Consider the following 23,106-nt stretch of genomic DNA (forward strand, 5'->3'; position numbering starts at 1 on the left):
GGCATAGTACGCTCAGACCCAGGAGGTGCATGATGATGAAGGGCGATCAAACGGTGACTTCGACGGTCTCCCGCCGGCGTTTCCTGCAAACCACCGCGACCGCATGGGCGGGCATTCAGATGGTCGCGAATCCCGAGCGGGTATTTGGTGCAAACGAGAGGGTGCGGGTCGCGGTGGTGGGCATTCGCGGGCGGGGCGGAGATCATATCCAGGGCTACCAGAAACTTCCGAACGTTGAAGTTGCGGCGATCTGCGATGTGGACCAGAACGAGATTGCGAAGCGGCTGAAGCAGTTTCGCGATCGCAACCTCAAGGAGCCGATGGCGTTTGAGGATCTGCGCAAGCTGCTCGAGCGGCCAGACATTGACGCGATCTCGATCGCAACGCCTAACCATTGGCACTCGCTCCAGGGCATTTGGGCCTGCCAGGCCGGCAAGGACGCCTACGTTGAAAAGCCGATGTCGCATCGGTGGTTCGAGGGCAAGCAGCTGGTCGAGGCGGCGCGCAAGTACAAGCGGATCGTGATGCATGGCTCGCAGGCGCGGTGCAGCCCCGCGTTGCGCGAAATGGTGAAGAAGCTCCGTGAGGGCCTGATCGGCGAAGTCTACATGGCGCGCGGGTTGTGCTTCAAGCGGCGCAAGAGCATCGGGAAGACTCCGCCCTCGGAGGTGCCGAAAGGGGTCAACTACGATCTGTGGACCGGGCCGGCACCCCTGAAACCGTTTACGCAGAACCGGTTCCATTACAACTGGCACTGGTTCTGGGACTACGGGGATGGCGACTTCGGGAACCAGGGCGTGCACGAGCTGGACATCGCGCGCTGGGGTCTTGGCGTGACGTATCCGACTCGGGTGACGGCGCTCGGCGCGAAAGTGATGTTCGACGACGATCAGGAGACGCCGAACGTACTGAATGTGGCCTATGAGTTCACCATGCCCGATGGCAAACCACGACTGCTCGTGTTCGAAGTACGGCACTGGCTGACGAACCACGAGGCCGGCATTGGGACGCGGCTGTTCGGCGAGGACGATATTCCTGCGGTGGTCGGCGCGATCGCGGCAGCGGGTCAGACGAAGCCCGCGGAGGAAAAGAAGAAAGTCGCCCCATGGACGAACGTGATCGGCAACCTGTTCTACGGTTCGGAGGGCTACGTCGCGGTCAACGGCTATACCTCCTACAAGACATGGCTCGGCGAGTTCCACGAGCCGGGGCCGGAGGGCCGGCAGGGTGGAGATGCGTTCGCGAACTTCATTGCGTGCGTGCGGAGCCGCAAAACGGAGGACATCGAGGCGCCGATCGAGGAGGGCCACATCTCCTGCACGTTGCTGCACCTCGGCAATATTTCGTACCGGCTCGGCCGTTCGCTCCGGTATGATCCGGCGACGCAGCAAGTGATCGGTGACGACGAAGCGAACCGGATGCTGAAGGGAGAGTATCGGCCGCCGTACGTGGTGCCCGAGCAGGTATGAGTGCTGCACAAGTGGAGCGGCTGATCTGAGGTCCGGAACGCGTGGCGATGCGCCGCGCGTTCTGCGCGTTCAGATCACGCGCGCAGAAGGTCGGCGATGGCCATGGGGATGCCCCGAAGCGTGGTGATGGGGATGCTGGGGGCGGCTCTCGCCGGCTCGGCGGCGGAAAATGTACTGCGCGACCCTGGCTTTGAGGAGGGCGGGACGGGGTGGTCGCTCGACGCGCTTCATGTCCTAGTGACGAACTCCGCGGCCGCCGCCTCCGGTCGGGTGTGTTTGCGGGGTGAGACGACCGCTCCCCGCCAGGCTGCCCGGCTGATCCAGACGGTCGAGGTGCGCAGCAACCGCGTCTATCGCTTCCGGGTGCGTGCGCGGGGGACACCCGGCGTGTTCATGGCGCTGTTCGCGACGTTCCCCCGGCGCACGGCTCGCGAACGGATCGCCGCATGGGATTCCATCTCGCCGCAGTGGCGGACCTTCGAGACGCCACCGTTCACGCCCTCGGCGGACGGACGGCTGGTGCTCGAGCTGATCTCGCCGTCGTCATTTGCAGGGAAACCAGGACGATTGTGGGTGGACGACGTGGAGCTGATCGAGGAGGTGCCCCCCCGCGGGGTCGAGCTTTCCGCCGCACAGGGGGTCAACGATGAGCCGGCGCTCACGCGCGGAGCGGACGGAGCGCTGTACGCGGCGTGGATCAGTTTTCGGGATGGCCGGGACACGCTGCAGGGGGCGCGCATCGAAGTTGCGGCCGGTGACGATGCGCGCGTGACACATCGCTGGACGGTGGACGACGGGGGCGGTGACGTCGCGCTGCTTGGCCCTCGGCTCGTGGCGGCGGGCGACGGCGCTGTGCTGGTCTATGCGCGGGAACAGCGTGACGAGTGGGACATCGCGGTGGTGAAACTGAGCGCTCGCGGTCCGGAATTCCGCCAGCTGCTGGAGGATGGTGGAACGGATGTGGATCCGGCGGTCGCGTCGCATCGTGACCTGGTGTGGGTTGCCTGGGAGGGTAGCCGGGACGGCCGGCGACGGATCGGCGTCAGAGCCGTTGTGGGAGGGCGGGCCGGGCCGATCGAGTGGCTGAGCGACCCCTCGGTGAACGCGTGCGACCCGGCGATTGCGGTGACCGCGGCCGGCGAAGTGGTGGTGGCGTGGCACGACTTCCGGAACGGACGCGTGGACATCTGGGCACGGTCGCGCGAGGCGCGAACTGGCGGCTGGTCGCCGGCGCGGCGGCTCACCACTGCTCCGGCGATTGACCGGCATCCGCTGCTTCTGGCGCGCGGCGACGAGGTCTGGATGCTGTACGAGACCGCGCAGGTGAGCGAGTACCGCGTCGGAGCGACGATTGGTCGCCGCCTCCGGCTGGTGCGGATCACGCCGCAGGGGGTGGAGGAGCCGGCGGCGGGCGACGGGCCGCTCGCCGAGGGCAGTGAGGGGCCCGCGGCGGCGTTTGATGAGTCGGGACGGCTCTGGGTCGCGTGGTTGGCGGCGGTGGCCGGGCCGAAACCGCGCGACTGGAACGTGAAGCTCGCCGCGTTCGCGGGGGACCGCTGGTCGGCCGCGCGGGAGGTTTCTTCGCTGAAGGGCATGGACCGCCGCCCGGGTTTGGCGGTCGTCGGCGGGACGGTGTGGGTACTTCATCAGTACGACAACATGCCGGCGAACTGGCCGAACGAAGCCGCCGCGGATCTCGCGCGCAGCGACGTGCGTCTGGCGGGCGTCCCGGCGGATGCGCCGCCCGCGGCGCCGCCGACGTGGCAATGCGCGACCGAATCGGCCGAGGCGTTTCCGCCAGCTGACCTGCGCGAGGCGCGCGGTGAGGAGACGCCGGGATGGTGGGTGGAACATCGCGGACACCGATGGCGATTGTTTTTCGGAGACCTGCACGAGCACAGCGACGTGTCCCCGTGCGGTCGCACCCGGGATCAGAGCGTCGACGAGAGCTACCAGCACATGCGCGACCTCGCCGTCCACGATTTCGCCTGCGTGACGGACCACGGGTATGCGATCAACTCGTATCTGTGGCGCTACCTCGCGAAGCTCGCGCGCGCGAACGAAGACCGCGGTCGGTTCCTCACGTTTCTCGGGCAGGAGTGGACCTCATCGTTCGAAGAGTACAGCGCGAACCATCCGTATGGTTTTTACGGGCACCGGAACCTGATCCTGGGCGACCCGCGCTTTCCGCGCTGGTGGAACGAGAAGAACCGGCAGACGCCGGCACAGCTCTGGGAGGACCTGCGGCGAATGAACGCCGACTTTGTCACCATCCCGCATCAGCTCGCCGACACCGGCAACGTGCCGACGGACTGGTCGTTCGTGGACGAAACCGCGCAACCGGTTGCGGAGATTTTTCAGACGCGCGGTTCCTACGAGCATGAGGGCGCGCCGCGACAGGCTCGGGCGACGACGCCGAGGGGCTGGTTTCTGCAGGATGCGTGGGCGCGGGGGATCGTGATCGGGGTGATCGCGAGCCCTGACCACGGTGGCGGGTACGGAAAAGCCTGCGTGTACGCGACCGAGCTGAGCCGGGCTGCGATCCTGGAGGCGCTGCGGGCGCGCCGCTGCTACGGTACCACCGGCGCGAAAATTCTGCTCGATGTGCGGGTCGGGGGGTGTTTCATGGGCGAAGCCTCGCGCAGCCGGCCGCCACCGACGGTGCCGGTGGAGGTTCGCGTGCTGGCGCCGGCGGAAATTGCACGTGTGGACGTCTGTCGCAACAACGTGTTCATCTACTCGCGCGAGGTCGGCGCGCGGCAATCTGAGTTCACTTATGTGGACCGTGAGGTGCCCGCCGGCCCGGTGTGGTACTACGTGCGGGTGCAACAGACGGACGGCGAGCTGGCCTGGACCAGCCCGGTATGGTGGGGGGCGCGATGAGCGGGCGTGGAGCATGGGCGGCCGCGGCGCTGGCATTGGTGGCAGCCGCTGGCGGAGCGGCGCCGGAACCGCCGGCCGGGCTGGCCGAAAACCTTCGGCCGGCGCATCCGCGGCTGTGGCTCACCGACGAACGGCTCACGGAATTGCAGCGGGCGGCGGTAACCGATCCGACGCTGGCGGGCTGGGCCGCGAGGGTGGTGGAGTCGGCCCGGAGGCTCACGGGCGCGCGGCCGCCCCCCTACCAGCTCAGCAGTTCGCGGGGGCTGCTGCTCGAGATCAGCCGCCGGCATCTGGACGCGATCGCGACGCTCGCATTTGCGTGGCGCTGGACCAACGAAGCCGCGTTCGAGGCGGCCGCGCGACGCTTTCTGCTGAACGCGTGCGAGTTTCCGGACTGGCATCCCGATCACTTTCTTGACACCGCGGAAATGACCTGCGCGGTCGCGCTTGGTTATGACTGGCTGTACGGGGCGCTCGACCGCGACACGCGGCGGCGGATCGAAGAGGCGCTCATCCGCCACGGCCTCGAGCCGGGCCGCCGCGCCTACGCGGGCGAGGCCCGCTACGGGTGGTGGACGCGCGTCAGCCACAACTGGAACCTTGTCTGCAACGGAGGACTGCTGGCCGGCGCGCTCGCGATCGGCGACGTTCACCCGCTCTGGCTCAATACGATCGTTCGGTCCGCCGTCACCTCGATGCCCCGCGCGCTGGCGAGCTACGCGCCAGACGGCGGGTGGGGGGAGGGCCCCAGTTACTGGAACTACGCGACCACTTATGTCGCGTTGGGCTTGGACGCGCTGCGGACGGCGCTGGGGACCGACTTCGGCCTCTCGCGGTCGCCGGGGCTGTCCAGCGCGGCGGTCGTCCCCCTTCCGTGGGTCGGCCCCACGGGCCTCTACTTCAATTTCGCCGACGCGAGCGAACGGGCGCGTCGCCGCCCGGCCGGCTGCGTGATGTGGCTGGCGCGCGCGTTCAATGACCGTGCGGCGGCGGCGGACGAGCACGCGCAGATCGCTGCCGGCGGCGCGCCCTCACCGTGGCATGTGGTCTGGTATGTGCCCGCGCCGCGGCAGCGGGCGCCGCGTCCGCTCGATCTGTGTGTGCGCGGCGAGATTCCGGTGGTCACGATGGGCGGGAACCTGGGGGATTCCAATGCGCTGTGGGTGGCGGTGAAGGCAGGTCACAACCGAATCAACCACGGACATCTCGACCTCGGCACGTTCGTGCTGGACGCGCTCGGCCGACGATGGGTGCTGGACCTCGGCAAGGACAGCTACAGTCTTCCCGGCTACTTTGGTCGGAATCGGTGGCGATACTTCCGCAACGGCAGCGAAAGCCACGCGGTCCCGCTGATCCGCGGGCGAGGGCAGTCGCCGGAGGGCGTCTCGACGGTAGAGCGGTTCGATAGCACGCCCGAGGCCGCCGCGGTGGTGCTGGATCTGACGCGGGCGTACGGGCCGCCGGTGCGGCGGTTCCGGCGCGGCGTCGCGCTCGTCGCCGCGCGCCGGGCGGTGACCGTGCGGGACGAGCTCGAGTTGGAGGAGGCCGCGGAGGTGCGGTGGGGATTTGTCACCGGCGCGGAGATTCGAACGGACGGTGACCGCCGCGTCACTCTTCGCGCCGGCGGTGCGGAGGTGGTGCTGCGCGCGCTGGGGCCGGAGACCGCGTCGTGGCGTGTGAGCAGCGCGGAGCGGCCCTCACCGGAGGAGCGCAACCGGGGTCTGGTGCGGTTGGATCTGGTCTGTGCGCCGGCCGCCGCCCATCGGATCGTGGTGGTGTTCGCGCCGGTGTGGCCGGACGGGGCACGCGACGACGCCGTCGCGCCGCCGCTCGACGGCGGGCCGTTGCTTTTGTCCAACGGCGAAGCGCGCTGACCTCGGAGGGCGGTGTCGGCGCCGGAGTTGCCCCGGTTGCGCTCGCCCGCAATCGGCTGGCTCTGCGTCGTGAAAAAGGTTAGAGAAAGACCATGTTCGATGCTCGCGAGCTGCTTGCCGAGATGGTGCGACTCGGCGCGTCGGACCTGGTGTTGACGGTGGGCGCGCCGCCTCAAATGCGCGTTCATGGCTTGCTCACACCGTGGGGCGACCGGCCGCTCTCGCGGGACGACACCCGTCAACTGGCGCAGTCGTTCATGCAGGACCGCCACTGGGTTTCGTTTGACGAGCGCGGCAGCGCGGATCTGGCCGCATCGCTCGACGACACCGCGCGGTTTCGCGTGCATGTGTTCAAACAGCAGGGCGCGGTGGCGCTGGCGATCCGCCAGATCGCGACGCAGATTCCGCCGTTCGAGGCGTTGGGGCTGCCCGCGTCCGTGCGCGACTTCGCGATGGCGCCGTTTGGGTTGGTGCTGATCACGGGGCCCGCCGGCAGTGGTAAGTCCACCACGCTGGCCGCGCTGATTGACCACATCAATCATCATCGTCAGGGACATGTGATCTGCCTCGAAGACCCGATCGAGTACGTTCACCGCCACCGGCGCTGCACCATCGAACAGATCGAGATCGGAGAGGACGCTCCGACGTTCGCGGAGGCGCTGCGCAACGTGTTCCGTCAGACGCCGGACGTGATCATGGTCGGCGAAATGCGCGACCGGGAGACCATTGCGCTGGCGCTGACGCTCGCGGAGACGGGCCATCTCATCCTTGCGACACTGCACACACAGGACACCGCGAACGCGATCAACCGGGTGGTGGACACCTTTCCGGCCGACCAGCAGCAGCAGATTTTGATGCAGCTGTCGATGACGCTGGTGGGCATCTGTTCGCAGCAGCTGCTCATCGCGACCGACCACCGCCGCCGCGTGTTGGCCTGCGAGGTGTTGAAAGCGAACAGCGCGATCCGCAATCTGATCCGGGAGGGGGCGATCCAGCAGATTTACTCGGTGCTGCAGATCGGCCGAGGCGAAGGCATGCAGACGATGGAGGACTCGCTGTGGCAACTGCACGCGCTGGGACTGATCACGGAGGAGCAGGCGATGAGCCGGTCGGGGCGACCGAAGGAGATGCAGAGACTGCTGCAGACGCGGGGGCGGTCCGGCGGGCGGGAGGGCACAACGCGATGAGGTGCCGGTGGTCGGGGCTGCTGGGGGGAGTCGCGCTGCTGCTGGGAAGGGGGTGGGAGCCCGCGGCCTCGCAGGCGCCCGCGACGGCTGCGCCGCCTGCCGCGGTGATCCCGCCTTCCATCGAGACGGATCTCGTCACCCTCAACATTCAGGACGCGGACATTCAGCAGGTGCTCGAAGCGTTTCGGCGTCAGACCGGCCGCAACATCGTGATCGGTCCCGAGGTGCGCGGAACCGTGAACGTCCGCGTGGACAACCTGGCGTGGGACCGGGCGCTGGACGTAATCCTGCGGCCCTACGGGTTCACGTATGAGCTGGCCGACGGCGTGATCATCGTGACGAAGGCAGATCCTTCGAAGGCTGCTTCCGCCGCGGCGGAGCCGGTGTTGGTGAAGGTGTTCCAGCTGAAGTACCTCGACGCCTCGGACCTGGAGGACGTGATTCGGCCGCATCTGAGCTCGGGGGGCTCGATGGTGGTGCTGCGGCCGCTGGGGCAGTACTGGGAGCCGGAGACCGCCTCGGGGGGAGGGTCGCGCGGAGCGGGCTCCGGGCCGGACACCGCGCTGGCGCGCGGCCGCCGTACGCTGGAGTCCAAGGCGGTGGTGCGCAGCAAGCGGTTCATCGTGCGCGACACCGCAGCGGTGCTGAAAGTGGTCGAGCAGCTCGTCGAACAGTTGGACGTGCCCTCGCCGCAGGTGCTGATCGAGGCCCGGTTCGTCGAGGTGAGCTCCGATGCGGCGCGCGACCTGGGGATTCAGTTGGATGTGGAGCGGGTGTTTCTGAACGGCCGGAACGTTCAGCGGGTGCTGGGAGAGTCGCTTACGCTCGACGCTCGTCCGAGGGTGCTGCCGACCGACGCGCCCTTCACCGCGATGCGGCCGTTCACAACCGGAGGCCAGCTCTTCTTCCAGCAGCTCACCGACGTGCAATACTCCATTCTGTTGCATGCGCTGGAAGACATTCTGGGCGCGAACGTGCTCTCCTCACCCCGCATCGTAACGCTGAACAACCAGGAGGCGCGGATCCTGGTGGGCGAGAAGTTTCCGATTTTGACCTACCAGAACACCCCGGTGGGGGGCGGCAGCGTGCAGACGCAGGTGACGCTCGAGTATTACGAAAAAATCGGGATCCAGCTGGCGGTTGTGCCGCAGATTTGCGACGGAGGCCGAATCAGCATGATCGTGCGGCCGTCGGTGTCGGACCGCATTTCGCTGGTGGAGACCTATCCGGTGCTCTCGACGCGCGAAGCGGAGACGCAGATCATGCTGCGCAGCGGCGAGACCATTGTGATCGGTGGGCTCGTGCGTGAGCGCGAGCGCAGCGAAACGTTCCGGGTGCCGCTGCTGGGGGAAATTCCGCTGCTTGGCGCACTGTTCCGGCGGGAGACCAAGGTGAAGGACAAGGTCGACCTGTTGATCTTCCTGACCGCGACAATCCTCGAGCCGGGCGCCGCAACGGCGACGCCGGCGCCGTAGCGTTGCAATGACGGCGGGAGACGCCACGGTGCCGTCCGCGAACGCGGCGCGGGTGCCCGCTGCAGCGCGGCGACTCTGCGACCGTCTGCGCGGGCTCGGGCGGTTGACCGCGGAGCAGGTGGAGCGCGTGTTCGAGGTCGTTGTACAGAGCGGCCGGCCCGCGGGGGATGTGATTGTTGACCTCGGCCTCGCGAGCGAGGACGACGTCGGCCGCGCGCTCGCGGAGATCTACGGGCTGCCGTTTCTGGAGCTCGGCCCCGACTTCAAGCTTCAGCCCGAAGATGTCGCGTTAGTGCCGGAACGGGTCGCCCGGCGGCACCTTGTGTGCGCGTTCCGGAGAGCCGGGGAAACATTTCTGACGCTGGTGATGAAGGACCCGCTCGACCTGGCAGCGGTCGACGCGGTGCGCTCGCTCACCTCAATGGAAATCCGCCGGGCGGTGAGCACCGCGGAGCGCATCCGGCGGGTGATCGAGCGCGAGTACCGGCCCGACGCGCACATCGAGCGGAACCTGCAGGACATCGTTCAGACCGAACAAGTGGAAAGCGGCCCCCTCGAACCGGCCGAAGCCGCGCTGGACGAGGACCAACTGCGCATTCTCGCGAACGACGCGCCGGTGGTGAAATTCGTGAACCTGTTGCTGATGCAGGCGGTGCGCGACCGCGCCAGCGACATTCACCTGGAGCCCGGAGAAACGGACGTGCGGATCCGCTTCCGGGTGGACGGGGTGCTGCGCGAGGTGACCCCGCCCCCCCGCCGGCTCTATCCGGCGATCGTCACCCGGATCAAGATCCTCGCGGAGATGGACATCTCTGAGCGTCGGATCCCGCTCGACGGCCGGCTGAAGTTCCGGCTCCAGGGGCGCGAAATTGACGTGCGCGTCTCGTCGCTGCCCTTGGTGTTCGGCGAAAAAATCGTGATGCGGATTTTGGACCGTGCCTCGCTGGTGGTCGACCTGGACAAGATCGGTTTCGATCCGCCGGAAATGCTGCACCGTTTCAAGAAGATCCTCGAGTCGCCGAACGGTATCATCCTGCTGACCGGTCCGACCGGCAGCGGCAAGACGACGACGCTGTACAGCGCGCTCAGCTATCTGAACAGCCCCGAGGTGAACATCCAAACGGTAGAGGACCCGGTCGAGTATGTGCTGAAGGGCATCAACCAGACCCACGTGCACGCGAAGGTCGGCATGACATTCGCGAACGCACTGCGCGCGATTCTGCGGCAGGATCCGGACATCTGCCTGATCGGGGAGATTCGCGACGAGGAGACCGCTCGCATCGCGATGCAGGCGTCGCTGACCGGTCACCTGGTGCTCAGTACGCTGCACACGAACGATGCGCCCTCCGCATTCAGCCGGCTCCGGGACATCGGCATCGAGCCATATCTGATCGCGGCGACGCTGCGGCTGGTGATTGCACAGCGGTTGATCCGGCTGATCTGCCCGCGCTGTCGGCGCGAGACCACGCCCACCGACGAACAACGGGCCGCGTTGGAGGCGGTCTGGCCGGAGTCGCGCCACTGGACGTTCTACCGTGGGGAGGGGTGCGAGGCTTGCGGCCGCACCGGCTATCGAGGCCGGCAGGCGGTGTTTGAGTTTCTTGAGGTGACCACGCCGATCCGAGAGCTGATCGTGCGGCGAGCCAGCGACGTCGAGATGCGCGAGGCGGCGATCCGGCTCGGCATGGAGACGCTGGTCCGCAACAGCCTCCGCAAGCTCGAGCGCGGGCTGACCACTGTCGAGGAGGCGATGGCGATCTGGCCGACGGAGGACTGACGTGCCCGCGTTGACGACGTTTCAGTTCACCGCCCGCAACTCCGCGGGGCTGGTGGTGAGGTCTTCGATCGAAGCGGCGGACCGGGCGGACGCACTCGCGCGTCTGCGCGCGCAGGGATATCTGGTGGTGGAACTGGTCGCCAAGGGAGAGGGGGGGGGCGGCGGTGCGACCGCGGTCGCCGCCGCACCGAGACGGCGCTGGATCCAGACCGGCCGTCCAATCACAATTTCGGACAAGGCGGTCTTCTGCCGGCAACTTGCGATTACCGTGAACGCGGGCATGCCGCTGCGCGACGCCCTGGACTCCATCGCGAACGACATGGACCATCCCACGTTCCGAAAGGTGCTGCAGGACATCGTGCGGCGGCTGCACGAGGGTGAGACATTTTCACAGGCCGTCGCGCGCCACCCGGACCATTTCAATACGCTGTTCGTTGCGTTGATCCGCGCCGCGGAGGAGTCAGGAAGCCTGCCGGAGACCCTCGAGCAACTTGCCGCGTACATGGAACGGAACGAGAAGCTGGTGAAAAAGATCCGGGCGGTCACCTCCTATCCGCTATTCATCTTCATCTTTTTTATCCTCGTGTGCGTTGTGATGACCACGTTCGTGCTGCCAAAGTTCATGGAAAGCTTCCGGGGATTCAATGTGCCGCTGCCGAAGCTGACGCGCGTGGTGTTCGGCGTGAACCAGTTCCTGATTGACCACTGGCCCTGGCTGGTGGGCGCACTACTGGTGCCGGTGGTGACTGTGGCGGTCATGCGCCGCTCGCCGGCCGGCCGCCGCCGGCTGGACGCGCTGGTGTTGAAACTGCCGCTGTTTGGCATCTGCATTCGCGAGTTCGCGCTGGCCCGCTTCTGCCGCAATCTCTCGATCATGCTGCGCGGCGGTGTCGGCGTCACCACCGCAATGGACATCACGTCGGCGGTCAGCGGCAACAGCGTGATCGTCGAATCGCTGCAGCGGGCGAAGGAGCGGATTGTGAATGGCGAGCGGATCGCCGCCAGCCTTGCGCGAGACCCCGAGATCCCGCGGTTGGTGATCCGGATGGTCGGCGTGGGGGAAGAGTCCGGCCGGCTGCCGGAGGTGCTCGAAAAGATCGCCGGCATGTATGAGGAATACGTGGAGAACCGGATCGTCACCGCGACGTCACTCTTCGAACCGATCGTGATCTGCCTGTTTGGCGGCGTCGTGCTGGTGCTGGTGATGGCGATCTATCTGCCGATCTTCACCGTTTCGCAGACGGTGCACTGAAGGGCGCCGCCGCGCCTTACTGCGTCAGCGCGGCCATCAGTACGTTGATTCCAACGGCGAGCGAGGAGGATTCGTCCAGCGCCAGCGCGTAGGGGTTGGGCGACAGCTCCCACCCTCCCGCCAGCCCCCACGGCGAATGGACCACCGCGAGGTGGCCGTCCAGGATGATTCCTTCTAGGCGGGGTTCCGCACGGGAGCGGCTCAGCCGCTGCGCGAGCGCGGGAGTGAGGCCCACCGTTTCGATCCGGTTCGGCAGCGTCAACAACGGGTCGCCGGTCGGGATCGTCGTCAACGTGCTTTCCGGCAGTGCCCGGCGCAGCTCACGGCGAAGCGCCTGATCGAAGGCGGCGCGGCCGCAGCACGCTTCCGAGAAGAGGAACCCGCCGCGCCGCAGGTACTCTCGCAAGTTCCGCACCTCCACCTCCGAGAGGCGGAACTCCTCGTGGCCGGTCAGATACAGCAGCGGTGAGTCGAACAGGGAGGGATCGGAGAGCCGGATTTCCCTCACCGCGAACTTCACCGGCACGCCCGTTTTCTGATGGAACTGTTGCAGCAAGACGCTCAGCCCCTTGTGGCGCGTTTTCCATTCGCCGTCATACACGATCTGCGCGATGGAGATGCGCCCCACGGAAGAGGGCTCCCGGTCCACAAACTGCAGCGCGTGCGCGAACTGCCGGGCCCACGCCCGCTGCGCGGTCGCATAGGCCATCAGATTGACGCCGAGCTTCCGCGCCGAGTCGACCGTGTAGGCGCGCAGGCTGTCGTCGGTGTTGCCGTCCCAGCCAATGCCGAGTCCCCACCGGGACACTACGGCGACCACCCGGCAGTTGATCGTCACGCCATCGAACCACGGCGTCTGGTCATGGTAGCCCGCGGCGCGGACGCCGGCACGGTAGTCCACCCGGTCGAGGTCGTAGTAGGCGTGGAAGATCGGGTGATCCGGTCCCAGTCGCTGCACCGGCACCTCGGGGAACGTTTCGCGCAACTCCGCGACTGCCGAGTCGTAAAACGGCTTCGAGCCGGCCGCCGCATCGTAGATGATCATTCCGCCGGCCAGCAGGTACTGGCGCAGGCGCGCCCGCTCGGCGGGGGTGTGACGGATCCGAAAGTGGCCGGAGCGGAACAGAATCGGATTGCGTTCCGGATTGGGATCCACCTCCTCGAGCGACTTCACCTCGCAGGCCAGATGCACGTCCATGCTCGACTTCATCTCCCGCAACAGGTTGTTCAGATCGTCGGGGCGGGTGGCCCAGTCGAGCATGCCGTGGGGCGACCGCAGTTTCGTGAACATCACGGGGGGGGTGGGCGGATTCTTTTTTTCGGACCGCGCCTGCGGCACCACGGGCGGCGGCGGATACGGGATGTAGGATTCGCCGGACGACATTCGCGCCGGCGGGGGTGGTGGCAGGTCGCCGACGACGGGCGGGACGAACCCCGGCTCGTCGGAGCCGTCGCCCGGAAACAGCATCTGGGCGTCGCTCTTGGACGCACACGCCAGCGCGATCGCGGCGGCGGCGAATGTTCTCGCGAACGTGAGCGCTGTCATCGCGCACCTCCACATGGCCTTAGCGGGCCTTCGGATCCACCTCCCGCAGCAGCTCCTTGCCCGCTTTCGGCGATGAGCGATCCCGAAAGTCGAGCAGCGCGGGCTGCAGCAAAAATTCCTCGCGACGGGGGGACCAATGCAGCCGACCGCGCGCGGCGATCGCCTCCCCCGGCGCAAGTGAGCGGGCGAGGTCCAGCGATTGCCGACTCTCGACCACCAGTTCGAACGCGGCGCCAGAGGCCGGTTCGCGCGCGCACAGCCGGACGGCCGCGCCCGCCGGCTCGATCCGCTCCACCCGCAGATGGCGGAAGGTGTGCAGCCGGTTCGTGTGTGCGGCCAGGAGACGGGCGCGCTGGGTCGTGTTCGTCTGCTGGCTCCATTCCAGCGCGAAGTCGTTGCCATTGCGCACCGGCTCGGCGGCGCACTCGAGCAGAGTGCCGGCCAGCAGCGCGACCGGACCCAGCCGCGACGCGTGGCGCGCGGCGGGGGTGGCTGCGCAGCGGCAATGGGAGAGCTCCCCCCGCCGTTGGGCGATCGTCGCCGGGGTGTGGCGGATGGCCTGCATCGCGCGCTCGAAGAGTTGGGGTCTGATCCATGCGATACCCCACACCCGCAGCGCGAGGCTGTCAAGCGCGCCGGCCCGATCGCCGCAGCGGCCGGCGGCCCCTGCGCGCCGCACGCGCTCAGCTTTCCGTCGCGTCACGGACGCCACCGAACAACTCGATATCCCACGCGACCAGGTCGCGGCGGATCGCGTGGGCGCGGGAACGCGGCAGCAATCGTGCAAGGTCCTCCCCGCTGACGACACCGGCCAGCCGCGCGCCGCGGCCAGTCCGCAGGTGTTCGAGCGCATGCCACAGCAGGATCGCCGCGCACACCGCGGTCGGGTAGGAGATGTAGGTGGCGCCCGCATAGGGCGAGCCGATCAGACCGCGGTAGCGCTGATAGCTGAGGCCGATCGTCTCGATCACGGTCCGCCGTTCGGTGCGAATGCGCTCGCTCACCCGGATCTCCGCGGCCGCCGCAAAGTGCGCCCGGCGAATGCTGCCGTCGCGCAGGTATGCCTCGATGCGGCGGGGGTTCTTCATGCCCGGCAGCAGCGAGCGCACCAGCGCCTCGACGGTGAGGTCCGGCCGGTCCGGCAGCGTTCGTTTCGACAGCAGGTTCAACTGAAAGAGCGCCTTCACCAGTTCGACCTCCGAGCCGCCGGTGTACACGCTGATCGCCTCCACCTCCGGGAACGCACGGTGCAGCGAGAGTAGTTCTTCCTGGTAGAGCGGGTATTGGCGTGTGGGTTCCGGCTCGTGCGGGAAGAGGTACTCGCGCGACGACGCGAACGGCTCCAGCGCGACGAGCGCGCCGTCCCGGATCACCCGCGGCCGCTGGGCGAGCTCCTCCAGCGCGACCACGGGCGACCAGGAGAAGATCACCGAGTCGGAGTCGATGTCCTCCAACAGGAACAGGTCAATGCTCTCGACCTCCAGATCCTTGCGGTCCACCGCCAGCAGGTCGTGCATGCGTTCGCCGATCAGAAAGTCCGTCATGCCCGGCGCAACGCCGAGGTTGATGAACGCGGTGGTGCCGCGCGCGCGCAGCGCGGCGTCGTGGCGGTACTGGGGAAAGGTGAGCGTCCGCTCGGTTTCCTCGTTGTACATGTCGGAGGCGAGGTCCACCGAGTGTGCGCCGAGCCGCAGCGCCAGCTCAATGGTGGGGCTGTTGAAGGCCGGAAGCGCGGCGTTGATGACGACGGTGGCTCCCCGCAGCATCCGGTCGTAGGGCGGGGCGGTGTCGAACAGTGGCGCGAAGTCTGGCACCGCAACGAACTCGATGCGGTCGAAGAGCGATTCCGCGTTGAACAGCGCATCGCGGGCGCGCTCCGGATGGGTAGTGAACACCGTGAAGCGCACCGGCACCGAATCGCGATCGGCCAGCTCGCTCAGACAGATCAGCATGCCGGAACCGACTGCACCCATGCCGATGAAGACAATGTGGAGCGGCGGACTGCCGCGGGCGGCGGCGCGGCGCGGGGTGGAACGAGATGGAGACATAACGGTGGCCTGTGGGTTGTGACTCGACCCGGCGAGTGTAGGGCCGGCGGGACGGCGGGGCAACCGGTGCCGGCGGGCCTCAGCGACCGGGCGCAGGCAGACGCACGGAGATCGGCAGTGGGCGGGCGTCCGCCGGCGAGGCGCGCAGGCCCTTTGCGATCCATTCGACGGGGCGGTCGCGACCGACGCGAAGCGTGAAGGGACCCCCGCCGTACACCGGGGCGCGGAAACCCGGTTCGCGAACGCGACGGGTGTAGAGCACTTCGCCGTCCGGCTCGCGCACCACCTGGATGACCGGGCGATCCACGCCGTCAACCTCCAGCGGCGGCAGCCAGCCGGACGGAATGCGGCCGTCATTGTCTTCCATCCGGATGGTGATCGGCCACCCGGGGTACTGTGCAGCGTCGCCCCGGTCGAGATCCGCATATCGGGGCCAGCATTCGAACGTGATCCGACCGGTTCGCTTGTCGAACCGGACGATGCCAAAGCCGTCGCCCAGCATCGCGGAGGGATCGCGCTGATGTTGGCGCATGTCCTGGATCGTGTGGAACGCCGGGTTCGCGTACGCGTGCATCGTGATGCGGTTGCCGAGGCCGTCCCGATAGTCGCCGGTGAATGGCAGCGGACTGTTCGGGATTGGCCGTGCGCCCGGCCGGCCGTCCAGCGGCGCCCACCAGCGTCCGTAGTAGCTGTTCACCATTGCGGGGGCGGTGAAGCCGAACGGGCCGTCACGGAACTCCTCGATGCCATGCTGAATGACGACGGCGAGGTGCTGGTCGCCGCAGAGGTGGCAGGCGAGCGCTCGCCGGATCGCCCGCAGCGCGGCGTTCCGCTGTGACTGCGGCCAGCCGTTGCAATCGAGGTCCGCGTGCAGCCGGTTTTCCCTCGAGCCGTGCAGATGCACCGCGCCCGCAAAGGCTGTCTGAGAGAGCACGGCCTTCATGTCCGCGCCGGTCCAGTCCTCGGCCCACTCATTCAGAAACTTCAGCTGCCGTTCGCCCAGCAGCTGTAGTCCCGGCAGGTCCACCGACGCCGGATCGTACGACGGGTCCAGGATGTGGTCCGGGCGGGGCCCCCGCTGGGGTACCTTGCCCTTGGGACCGCTCTTGAACTTGCGGTCTTCGAGAATCGCGAAGTCGATCCCGCCCACCCGCAGCCGGGTGAAGTAGACCCCGATGTTTTGGGCCACCGGCGTCGGATCCCAGGGATCCGGCAGATGCCAGGTCTGGCATCGCTCCACCATGCGCACGTACTCGGCGGGGTAGTAGTAACCGCCCGAGTCGCCATTCGGCGAGTCCGCGACGATCCCTCCTTCACCCCAGAGGTTCCCCTGGCCAATGTCGTGGTCGTCCGGGATCGTGACGACCGGCCGGTCCTTCAGCACCTCCCGCAGCCGGGTCCCCCACAGCAGCCAGCCGGCGGTGTGTTCGGTGTGGTCGTAGCTCTGGTCGCCGGCGAAGAACAACAGGTCGGGATCCAGCCGCCGGAGATTTCGGACGATTTCGGCGCGGTCACCGCGGTCCGCGTTGGAGTCGCAATTGAGGGAGGCAACGACGATCACATCCTTCGCGATCGGATCGGCCCGGATCAGCCCTTCGAACATCGCGGCAGCGCCGTGGCGTACCCGGTAGGGCACGGTGCAGGAGCCGTCCCACGGTTCCACGCGGAAGTGCGCGGACCACCCGGGATACAGGATGGGTGCGCGGGCGGCTTCCCGCCACTCGCCGTCGCGCTGCAACTCCAATCGCGCCTCTCGCGGCTCATCCGGCTTCAGCGGGAAAAACTGCGCGGTGAGTTTCAGTACGCCGCGGTCATGGGTGTAGAGCGCGAAGGCGACCACCTGGTCCCGCGGCACGCGCACGAACTGGTCGAGGAACCCGCGCGGCGGGCGGCTCCAGAGGTCCTCCCGTGCGCAGAGCTCGAGCTTCTCGCCGCGGGGGCCGGGGAAAGGGGAGGGCGCCGCGCGCGACGCCGCCGCGATCGTTAGCGCTGCGAGCGCCCGCCCGAGGGTTGCCCTCATCGTGTGAACCTCCTCTGCGCGTTCGCCGCCTACCGCATGCCCGGCGTGGCGATGACGTCTTTCGACAGCGACTGCGGGTGGAATCGCTGCAGGATCACCCGCCCTTCGGGGTCCAGTAGGCTCACGATGATGCCGTGAAACTCTTCGCCGCTGAACGAACGGCCGCTGCCACGGCTCTGGATGGTCTGGCTTTCCGAGCGGTAGAGCGAGATGCCGTTGAATTCCGCGGTGTGGGATTCGCCGCGTCCGATCCAGGGCACCAGGGTTTGTTCGCTGCTGTGGTAGCGTTTGGATCCGTCGGTGAGCGAACGGGCGAAGTACTCGACGATCAGTCGGCTGCCCGCGGGGACCTCCGCGTTGCGTGCGGTGATGGTCACGCGGAAGCGATAGACGACGGTGCCCGAGCGACTTTCGCTGCGGGAACGTGTGGTTTCGGTTTTGACTTCGCGCAGCCGGCTGAGGTCCTCGACCATGCCAACCTCGAGCGAGTAGGCCATCAGCGTTGCGGCGTCCTCGGAGCCGAGGCGGTAGAGTCGCAGCACCCGCTCGCCCTCCGTGCTGCTGCCGGGCCCCTCTGCGGCGACGACGAAGTTCGTCGGAATCACGATGCCGGCCGCCGCGGAGACGACCGCGGTCCGGACGCGCGCGTTGGTGAGCAGCCGGTCGCGTTCTGCGTCAATCTGCAGCAGCACGTCCGGTTCCGCGCGCTCGGCGAGGGTACGGCGGAGCATGGCGAGGTTCTGCAGATAGGTGGCGGCCGCCCGCGCGATCGCGACGTGATTGCTATACTCCGCAGTGCGGACCGCCTTCACGTGCTCCTCCGCAAGGATTCGCAGCTCTGCGGGCTCCATCGCCGGCGTGGGCGTCGGCAGCGCCCGCTTCGTCTGAAACCGCACGTACTCGTCGTAGATGTTCAGCAGGTCGCGGATGCGGCCCGCGTACTGCATCGCGTACATCAGCTGCCGGAGCTTGTCCGCGTAGGTGAGCTCGAGGCCGCGCTGGGTCCGCTGCAGGTTCTCCTCCGCCGCGCGGAGCGCGGACTCGTAGTCGTTGCGGTACGCGCGCACCTCCGGCGGCAGCGCCTCCTCCGGCGCGGTCGCGCCCAGCGCGAGCACCGCCGCGGTCGCGAGCGCCGAAAGTGCGGTTCGCCGGCTCATGCGCGCATGATAGTGACCGGGGTGCGAATCGCCAACCCACGCCGGTTCGTGTCGCCCCTCAGCGGGGCGGGGTGGGCTCCAGCACCGCGTAGGTGGGCAGACCGCGCGCCCCCAGCACGGCCAGCACAGAACGCGCGGGCTCGCGGGCGGGGCGCTCTGCCGCGTACTTCACGGTGACGAATCGCCGCAGCGCGCTGCGCACCGCGGGTCGGCGCAGTGTGGTGCGCTCCATTGCGGCACAGTTCTTGCACCATGTCGCCCAGAGGTCCACCAGCACCGGCCGCCCTGAGGCGCGGGCCCGCGAGAACACCTCCGCCCAGCGCGCCGCGTCGGAATTCTCGTCCAGGTTGAACTCCGCCCAGCTTTCCGAACGGGTGGACGCCGGTCCCGGGCCGGCGAAACCGATCCACGCGAGCCGGGCGTAGTACAGCGCGACGGCGGCGATGAACACCGCGAAGCCGTACTTCACGCGGTCCATCCAGGGGCCGGGCTTCGGCAGCCGCGCGAGGCCTGCGCCAGCCAGCGGCCATGGCAGCGCCATGCCCAGCCCCAGCAGGAACGGCAGGCCGAGCGCCAGCGTATGGCCCTGCTGGTAGAGGGCCGCGGCCAGCAGCAGCACGCTGACCAGCACTGGCGCGACGCAGGCGCCGGCCAGCACCGCGGAGAGGCCTCCGAGCGCGAAGACGCCCAACACGCGCCGTCGCGCGAGCGCGGCGGCGTCCACGCGGCTCTGCCAACGGGAGAAGTCGAGGTTGAGCCGTCCGGCCATCGCGGCGGCCAGCGCAGTGAAGAGCAGTGCGATCGTCGCGTTGAACCACGGCGAGGCGTTGATCGCGCCGAACGGTGCGCCACCGAGCACCACCACAACCCCGAGCAGGCCGTACGCCGCGCACATGCCGGCGCCATAGGCGGCACCGAGCAGCGCGCCGCGCGCGCGTGAGCCGCTGCGCTGCGCGCCCGCACCGATCAGCGCCAGGTTGATCGGAATCATCGGCAGTACGCACGGCGTCAAGTTCAGCGCCACGCCGCCGCCGAGGATCAGCATCACCGCGAACAGCCACCCGCGCCGCAGCAGCGATCGGGCGGGGTCGTCGACCGGAAGGCGGCCGGCGAGAAAATCGAGGAACTGCCGTTCCCCCGCATAACCCGCGTGGGTGCGCACGAGCCGGAAATCGGGCGGAAGCGCGAAGCCGCCCGCGACCGCGGCGGCGTCCTGCGTCGCGGCGATGCCGCCGGCGCCCGCGCGCCACTCGAGCCGCTCGGGAAGGAAACACTGGGTCTGGTCACAGCCGAGCCACTCGATCTCGACCGTGACACCTTGCGGGCCGCTGCGAACCACCTCGCACCGCGCGGTGAAGCTGGCGCCGTGGAAAGGATGAACTTCACCGGTGACCGGGTCCGGCTGTCGCACCGGCGGGGGAACGATGAGGGGGCCTAGCTCGGTGCCGTCCCGTCCCTGCACGCGGAACTCCTCCGCGTACAGCCGGTGACCCGCCGGCACGTCGACTGTGACCACCAGCGAGGTCGTCCCGCCGGCGACCTCCAGCATTGGCACGACACGGAACAGCCCTTCGCCGCGCGCGGCCGCGGCGAGCGCCAGCGCGCCGAGCACGTGGCGCACCGGAGTGCGCAATCGGAACGTCGTCGTCATCGAACCAGACACTACGCTATAGTCGCCGCATGGCCAACCAGCCGGACCGCAGTGGACTGGAGGCGGGTGCTCGGGCGATCTGCCAGCGGCTGGTCGCGGCCGGTCACCGCGCGCTGTGGGCGGGTGGCTGCGTGCGCGACCTGCTGCTCGGGCGGCCGTTTCACGACATCGACGTGGCGACGAGCGCGCGGCCGGAGGAGGTGATCGCGCTGTTCGAGCGGACTCGGCAGGTGGGGCGCTCCTTCGGGGTGGTGCTGGTCGAGGAGGGGGGGCACTGGTTTGAGGTGGCGACGTTCCGGGAGGACCTGGAATACCGGGATGGCCGTCGGCCGGTGGGGGTGCGGTTTGCGGACGAACTCGCGGACGCGCGTCGGCGCGACTTCACCATCAACGGCATGTTTTATGATCCGCTGAGCGGCCGGGTGCTCGACCACGTTGGCGGACGTGCGGACCTCGCGGCGCGGCTGGTGCGCGCGATCGGCGATCCACATCAGCGCTTCGGTGAGGACCGGCTGCGCATGCTGCGCGCGGTGCGATTTGCGGCAACGCTGGAGTTTGCGATCGAGGTTGCCACCGCGGCGGCGATTCGCGAGCTGGCGCCGACGATCCTGGAGGTGGCGCCGGAGCGCCTGCGGGAGGAGCTGACGCGGCTGTGGCTGGAGGCGGTGCGGCCCGGCCGCGCGCTGTTGGAGCTGGAGCGGCTCGGGCTGTTGGCGGCGCTGCTGCCGGAGGTGGCCGCGATGCGGGGCGTGCCGCACGCGCCGGAGCATCATCCGGAGGGCGACGTACTCGATCACACCGCGGCGGTGTTGGAGCGGATGGAACGTCGCTCCGCCGCGCTCGCGTGGGCGGTGGTGCTGCACGATGTCGGCAAACCGGCGGTGCGGGGTGTGGGCGGGGCCACCGCGTATCCGGGACATGAGGTGGTCGGGGCGGACATCGCCGCCGCGGTGGTGGCGCGGTTGCGCTTTCCGAAGCGGCTGGCGGCGGAAGTCGTCAGCTGCGTGCGCACCCACATGCGGTACCGGCAGATTCCGACGATGCGGCTGGCGCGGCTGCGACGGTGGATGGCGGATCCCGCGTTCGCGACCGGGCTGGAGCTCCACCGGCTCGACATGGCGGCGCGCGGCGCGGACTGTGCGGCGTGCCGGCGCGTGGAGGAGGTGCGGCGCGCGCTGGCGGCGGAGGCGGCGGTGCCGCCGCCGCTCATCCGCGGTGAGGACGTGCTGGCGCTCGGCGTGCGACCGGGGCGAGAGGTCGGCCTCTGGTTGCGGCGCGCGACGGATCACCAGCTCGACACGCCCGGCATCACCCGTGAGGAACTCCTCGAGTGGCTGCGCGCGCAGCTGCCGCGCGCCGGACCGACGGGCTAGCGGCGCAACGGAACGCCCAGCGACATGGCGGCCTCCCGCACCGTCGCGATCACCGTCTCCTCCACGTTCGTCGCCAGCGGCGCGGGATGGCCATAGTAAACCATGCTGTCTACCGCCTCGTAGCCGCCTTCCAACAAGACCCGCAGCGACGGCAGATACGCCGGCACCGCGTTGCAGTAGCCGGCGACGATCACATGGGGCAGCGCGATTTCGCGTCGGAGCCGCAGTGCGTAGTCCACCACCACCTCGCCACCGAGCGCCACCCAGGCGAGCTCGTCGCCCACCCGGATCACCTGCACCGGCAGCTCAATCGCGCGCGGCGGCGGGCCGCGGTTGGCCGCCGCCAGTACCAGCTCCGCGCGGCGCCGCCTCGCGAGGGACAGAGCGTCGGAGTTGGTGATTGCGAGGTCCCGTGCCAGTTCCTCCGGCGACCACGGCGCCAGCGGCAGCCTGACGGTGCGCCGGGCGGTGCGGATCGGCGGGGTCAGTTCGATCGTGCCCGCCGCCAGCGCGGCCGACACCGCGTCGGCGAGCTCGCTGCCGTACCGCAGCGACAGCGCATACTCGCCCCGCGGGTGGGGATTCTGGTCGCCCGCGCACAACGACACGAACAGCGCACTCACACCGGGGTGCCGCATCCCGAGCTCGCGCCGCGCGTGCCCGGGGAAATCGGGGTCCACCTCGTTGAACGTCGAGGCCATGGTCGTCGCGTGACACGCGCAGCCGAACACCACCGCGCGCAGGCCGCCCTCCGGCCCGCAGACGCTCAGCACCGGTACCGCGTGGTCGACCGGGCCGGTCGGGTTGACGCCGAGCCGGATGCCGTGCGGCGTCGGCTCGCGCCGGTTCATCGGAAACTTCACCCGACCCCAACCAAGGCCGAGCCGCGCGGGCCGGCTTGCCGCCACCGCCGCGCCGACCAGTGCGGTGAGGTTCGACGCCAGCCGCTCGGCGTACCACGTCAATCGCGCGCGCTCCTCCTCGGTGAACGCGAACATACCGGCGAGCGTGTCGTCGACGACCGGCCCGTAGTGGGTGTGGGAGGCGTTCACGAGCACTTGGTCTGGCCGAAGTCCGTACGAGGCGGCGGCCGCCGCGATGCGCTCGGCCAGGCCCTGCGGCACCGCGATCAGGTCGGCGGTGACGATGAGCAGCCGTCCGCCCGCGCCATCGTCGAGCGCGAGCGCGGCAGCTTCGAGTGGCGCACGCACCGTGACAGCCTCAGCGGTCCGCGCCGCGTAGCCCGAGAGCCGGATCGGTGGCGTCGGCGTGATGTCACATCGCGCGGCGCCGGCGCGGAACTGCGCCCCGCCCAAAGCAGCACCGGCCGCCAACGCGATGGCGACCGTCGCCGTTCGCCGCGTCATGGTCATTGCCGTCGGGCCCTGCGAGTT

15 protein-coding genes are annotated in these 23,106 nt (G+C 68.6%); 8 read left to right on the forward strand and 7 right to left on the reverse strand.

The genetic code is table 11. The features are described 5' to 3' along the window. Positions 1–35: 35 nt before the first annotated feature. The 7 genes from N2652_09460 to N2652_09490 all read left to right on the forward strand — a co-directional run bounded on the left by N2652_09460 (position 36) and on the right by N2652_09490 (position 11,917). On the forward strand, positions 36–1,469 hold the full coding sequence (locus tag N2652_09460; GenBank protein ID MCX7819415.1) for a Gfo/Idh/MocA family oxidoreductase: 1,434 nt from the start codon (positions 36–38) through the stop codon (positions 1,467–1,469). A gap of 108 nt (positions 1,470–1,577) precedes the next feature. Continuing rightward, positions 1,578–4,352, forward strand: a complete 2,775-nt coding sequence (locus N2652_09465; protein ID MCX7819416.1) for a CehA/McbA family metallohydrolase — start codon at positions 1,578–1,580, stop codon at positions 4,350–4,352. Next, a complete protein-coding gene (locus N2652_09470) occupies positions 4,349–6,226 on the forward strand; it encodes a heparinase II/III-family protein (GenBank protein ID MCX7819417.1) in 1,878 nt (625 codons plus the stop codon). Before N2652_09465 ends, N2652_09470 begins: the two co-directional genes overlap by 4 nt. Positions 6,227–6,318: 92 nt before the next feature. Beyond that, positions 6,319–7,413 carry a PilT/PilU family type 4a pilus ATPase gene (locus N2652_09475; GenBank protein MCX7819418.1) on the forward strand — a complete coding sequence of 365 codons (1,095 nt, stop codon included), beginning with the start codon at positions 6,319–6,321 and terminating at the stop codon, positions 7,411–7,413. Continuing rightward, a complete protein-coding gene (locus tag N2652_09480; GenBank protein MCX7819419.1) occupies positions 7,410–8,888 on the forward strand; it encodes a secretin and TonB N-terminal domain-containing protein in 1,479 nt (492 codons plus the stop codon). Before N2652_09475 ends, N2652_09480 begins: the two co-directional genes overlap by 4 nt. Positions 8,889–8,916: 28 nt before the next feature. Continuing rightward, a complete protein-coding gene (locus tag N2652_09485; GenBank protein ID MCX7819420.1) occupies positions 8,917–10,665 on the forward strand; it encodes a GspE/PulE family protein in 1,749 nt (582 codons plus the stop codon). Position 10,666: 1 nt separating this feature from the next. Beyond that, positions 10,667–11,917, forward strand: coding sequence for a type II secretion system F family protein (locus tag N2652_09490; protein ID MCX7819421.1), 1,251 nt, complete (start codon positions 10,667–10,669; stop codon positions 11,915–11,917). A 16-nt stretch (positions 11,918–11,933) separates the two neighbouring features. Here the strand turns inward: N2652_09490 and N2652_09495 are convergent, their stop codons facing one another. The 6 genes from N2652_09495 to N2652_09520 form a co-directional block, all read right to left on the reverse strand. Continuing rightward, the gene (locus tag N2652_09495) at positions 11,934–13,463 is read right to left on the reverse strand and encodes a DUF4159 domain-containing protein (GenBank protein ID MCX7819422.1); all 1,530 of its coding nucleotides are present in this window, start codon (positions 13,461–13,463) and stop codon (positions 11,934–11,936) included. Positions 13,464–13,482: 19 nt separating this feature from the next. Continuing rightward, entirely contained in the window at positions 13,483–14,166 is a 684-nt protein-coding gene (locus N2652_09500) for a hypothetical protein (protein MCX7819423.1), read from the reverse strand. After that, the gene (locus tag N2652_09505; GenBank protein ID MCX7819424.1) at positions 14,147–15,511 is read right to left on the reverse strand and encodes a saccharopine dehydrogenase NADP-binding domain-containing protein; all 1,365 of its coding nucleotides are present in this window, start codon (positions 15,509–15,511) and stop codon (positions 14,147–14,149) included. Before N2652_09505 ends, N2652_09500 begins: the two co-directional genes overlap by 20 nt. A 79-nt stretch (positions 15,512–15,590) precedes the next feature. Beyond that, positions 15,591–17,531 carry a metallophosphoesterase gene (locus N2652_09510; protein MCX7819425.1) on the reverse strand — a complete coding sequence of 647 codons (1,941 nt, stop codon included), beginning with the start codon at positions 17,529–17,531 and terminating at the stop codon, positions 15,591–15,593. A gap of 29 nt (positions 17,532–17,560) precedes the next feature. After that, positions 17,561–18,688, reverse strand: coding sequence for a hypothetical protein (locus tag N2652_09515; GenBank protein ID MCX7819426.1), 1,128 nt, complete (start codon positions 18,686–18,688; stop codon positions 17,561–17,563). A 58-nt stretch (positions 18,689–18,746) separates the two neighbouring features. Further along, positions 18,747–20,339 (reverse strand): thioredoxin family protein, encoded by a 1,593-nt coding sequence (locus N2652_09520; protein ID MCX7819427.1) that lies wholly within the window; start codon positions 20,337–20,339, stop codon positions 18,747–18,749. A gap of 29 nt (positions 20,340–20,368) precedes the next feature. Here N2652_09520 and N2652_09525 point away from each other — a divergent pair, with 29 nt between their 5' ends. After that, positions 20,369–21,712 carry a CCA tRNA nucleotidyltransferase gene (locus N2652_09525; protein MCX7819428.1) on the forward strand — a complete coding sequence of 448 codons (1,344 nt, stop codon included), beginning with the start codon at positions 20,369–20,371 and terminating at the stop codon, positions 21,710–21,712. Here the strand turns inward: N2652_09525 and N2652_09530 are convergent. Continuing rightward, a complete protein-coding gene (locus tag N2652_09530; GenBank protein MCX7819429.1) occupies positions 21,709–23,079 on the reverse strand; it encodes a hypothetical protein in 1,371 nt (456 codons plus the stop codon). The genes N2652_09525 and N2652_09530 overlap by 4 nt on opposite strands. Positions 23,080–23,106: the final 27 nt, after the last annotated feature.

The organism is Kiritimatiellia bacterium (assembly GCA_026417735.1).
Lineage (GTDB): Bacteria > Verrucomicrobiota > Kiritimatiellia > PWTM01 > PWTM01 > CAACVY01.

Bases quoted from the DNA above. Each gene is read 5' to 3' on its own strand.
- N2652_09460 (MCX7819415.1), top strand. From the start codon at position 36: ATGAAGGGCGATCAAACGGTGACTTCGACGGTCTCCCGCCGGCGTTTC.
- N2652_09465 (MCX7819416.1), top strand. From the start codon at position 1,578: ATGCCCCGAAGCGTGGTGATGGGGATGCTGGGGGCGGCTCTCGCCGGC.
- N2652_09470 (MCX7819417.1), top strand. From the start codon at position 4,349: ATGAGCGGGCGTGGAGCATGGGCGGCCGCGGCGCTGGCATTGGTGGCA.
- N2652_09475 (MCX7819418.1), top strand. From the start codon at position 6,319: ATGTTCGATGCTCGCGAGCTGCTTGCCGAGATGGTGCGACTCGGCGCG.
- N2652_09480 (MCX7819419.1), top strand. From the start codon at position 7,410: ATGAGGTGCCGGTGGTCGGGGCTGCTGGGGGGAGTCGCGCTGCTGCTG.
- N2652_09495 (MCX7819422.1), bottom strand. From the start codon at position 13,463: ATGACAGCGCTCACGTTCGCGAGAACATTCGCCGCCGCCGCGATCGCG.
- N2652_09505 (MCX7819424.1), bottom strand. From the start codon at position 15,511: ATGTCTCCATCTCGTTCCACCCCGCGCCGCGCCGCCGCCCGCGGCAGT.
- N2652_09510 (MCX7819425.1), bottom strand. From the start codon at position 17,531: ATGAGGGCAACCCTCGGGCGGGCGCTCGCAGCGCTAACGATCGCGGCG.
- N2652_09515 (MCX7819426.1), bottom strand. From the start codon at position 18,688: ATGAGCCGGCGAACCGCACTTTCGGCGCTCGCGACCGCGGCGGTGCTC.
- N2652_09520 (MCX7819427.1), bottom strand. From the start codon at position 20,339: ATGACGACGACGTTCCGATTGCGCACTCCGGTGCGCCACGTGCTCGGC.
- N2652_09525 (MCX7819428.1), top strand. From the start codon at position 20,369: ATGGCCAACCAGCCGGACCGCAGTGGACTGGAGGCGGGTGCTCGGGCG.
- N2652_09530 (MCX7819429.1), bottom strand. From the start codon at position 23,079: ATGACGCGGCGAACGGCGACGGTCGCCATCGCGTTGGCGGCCGGTGCT.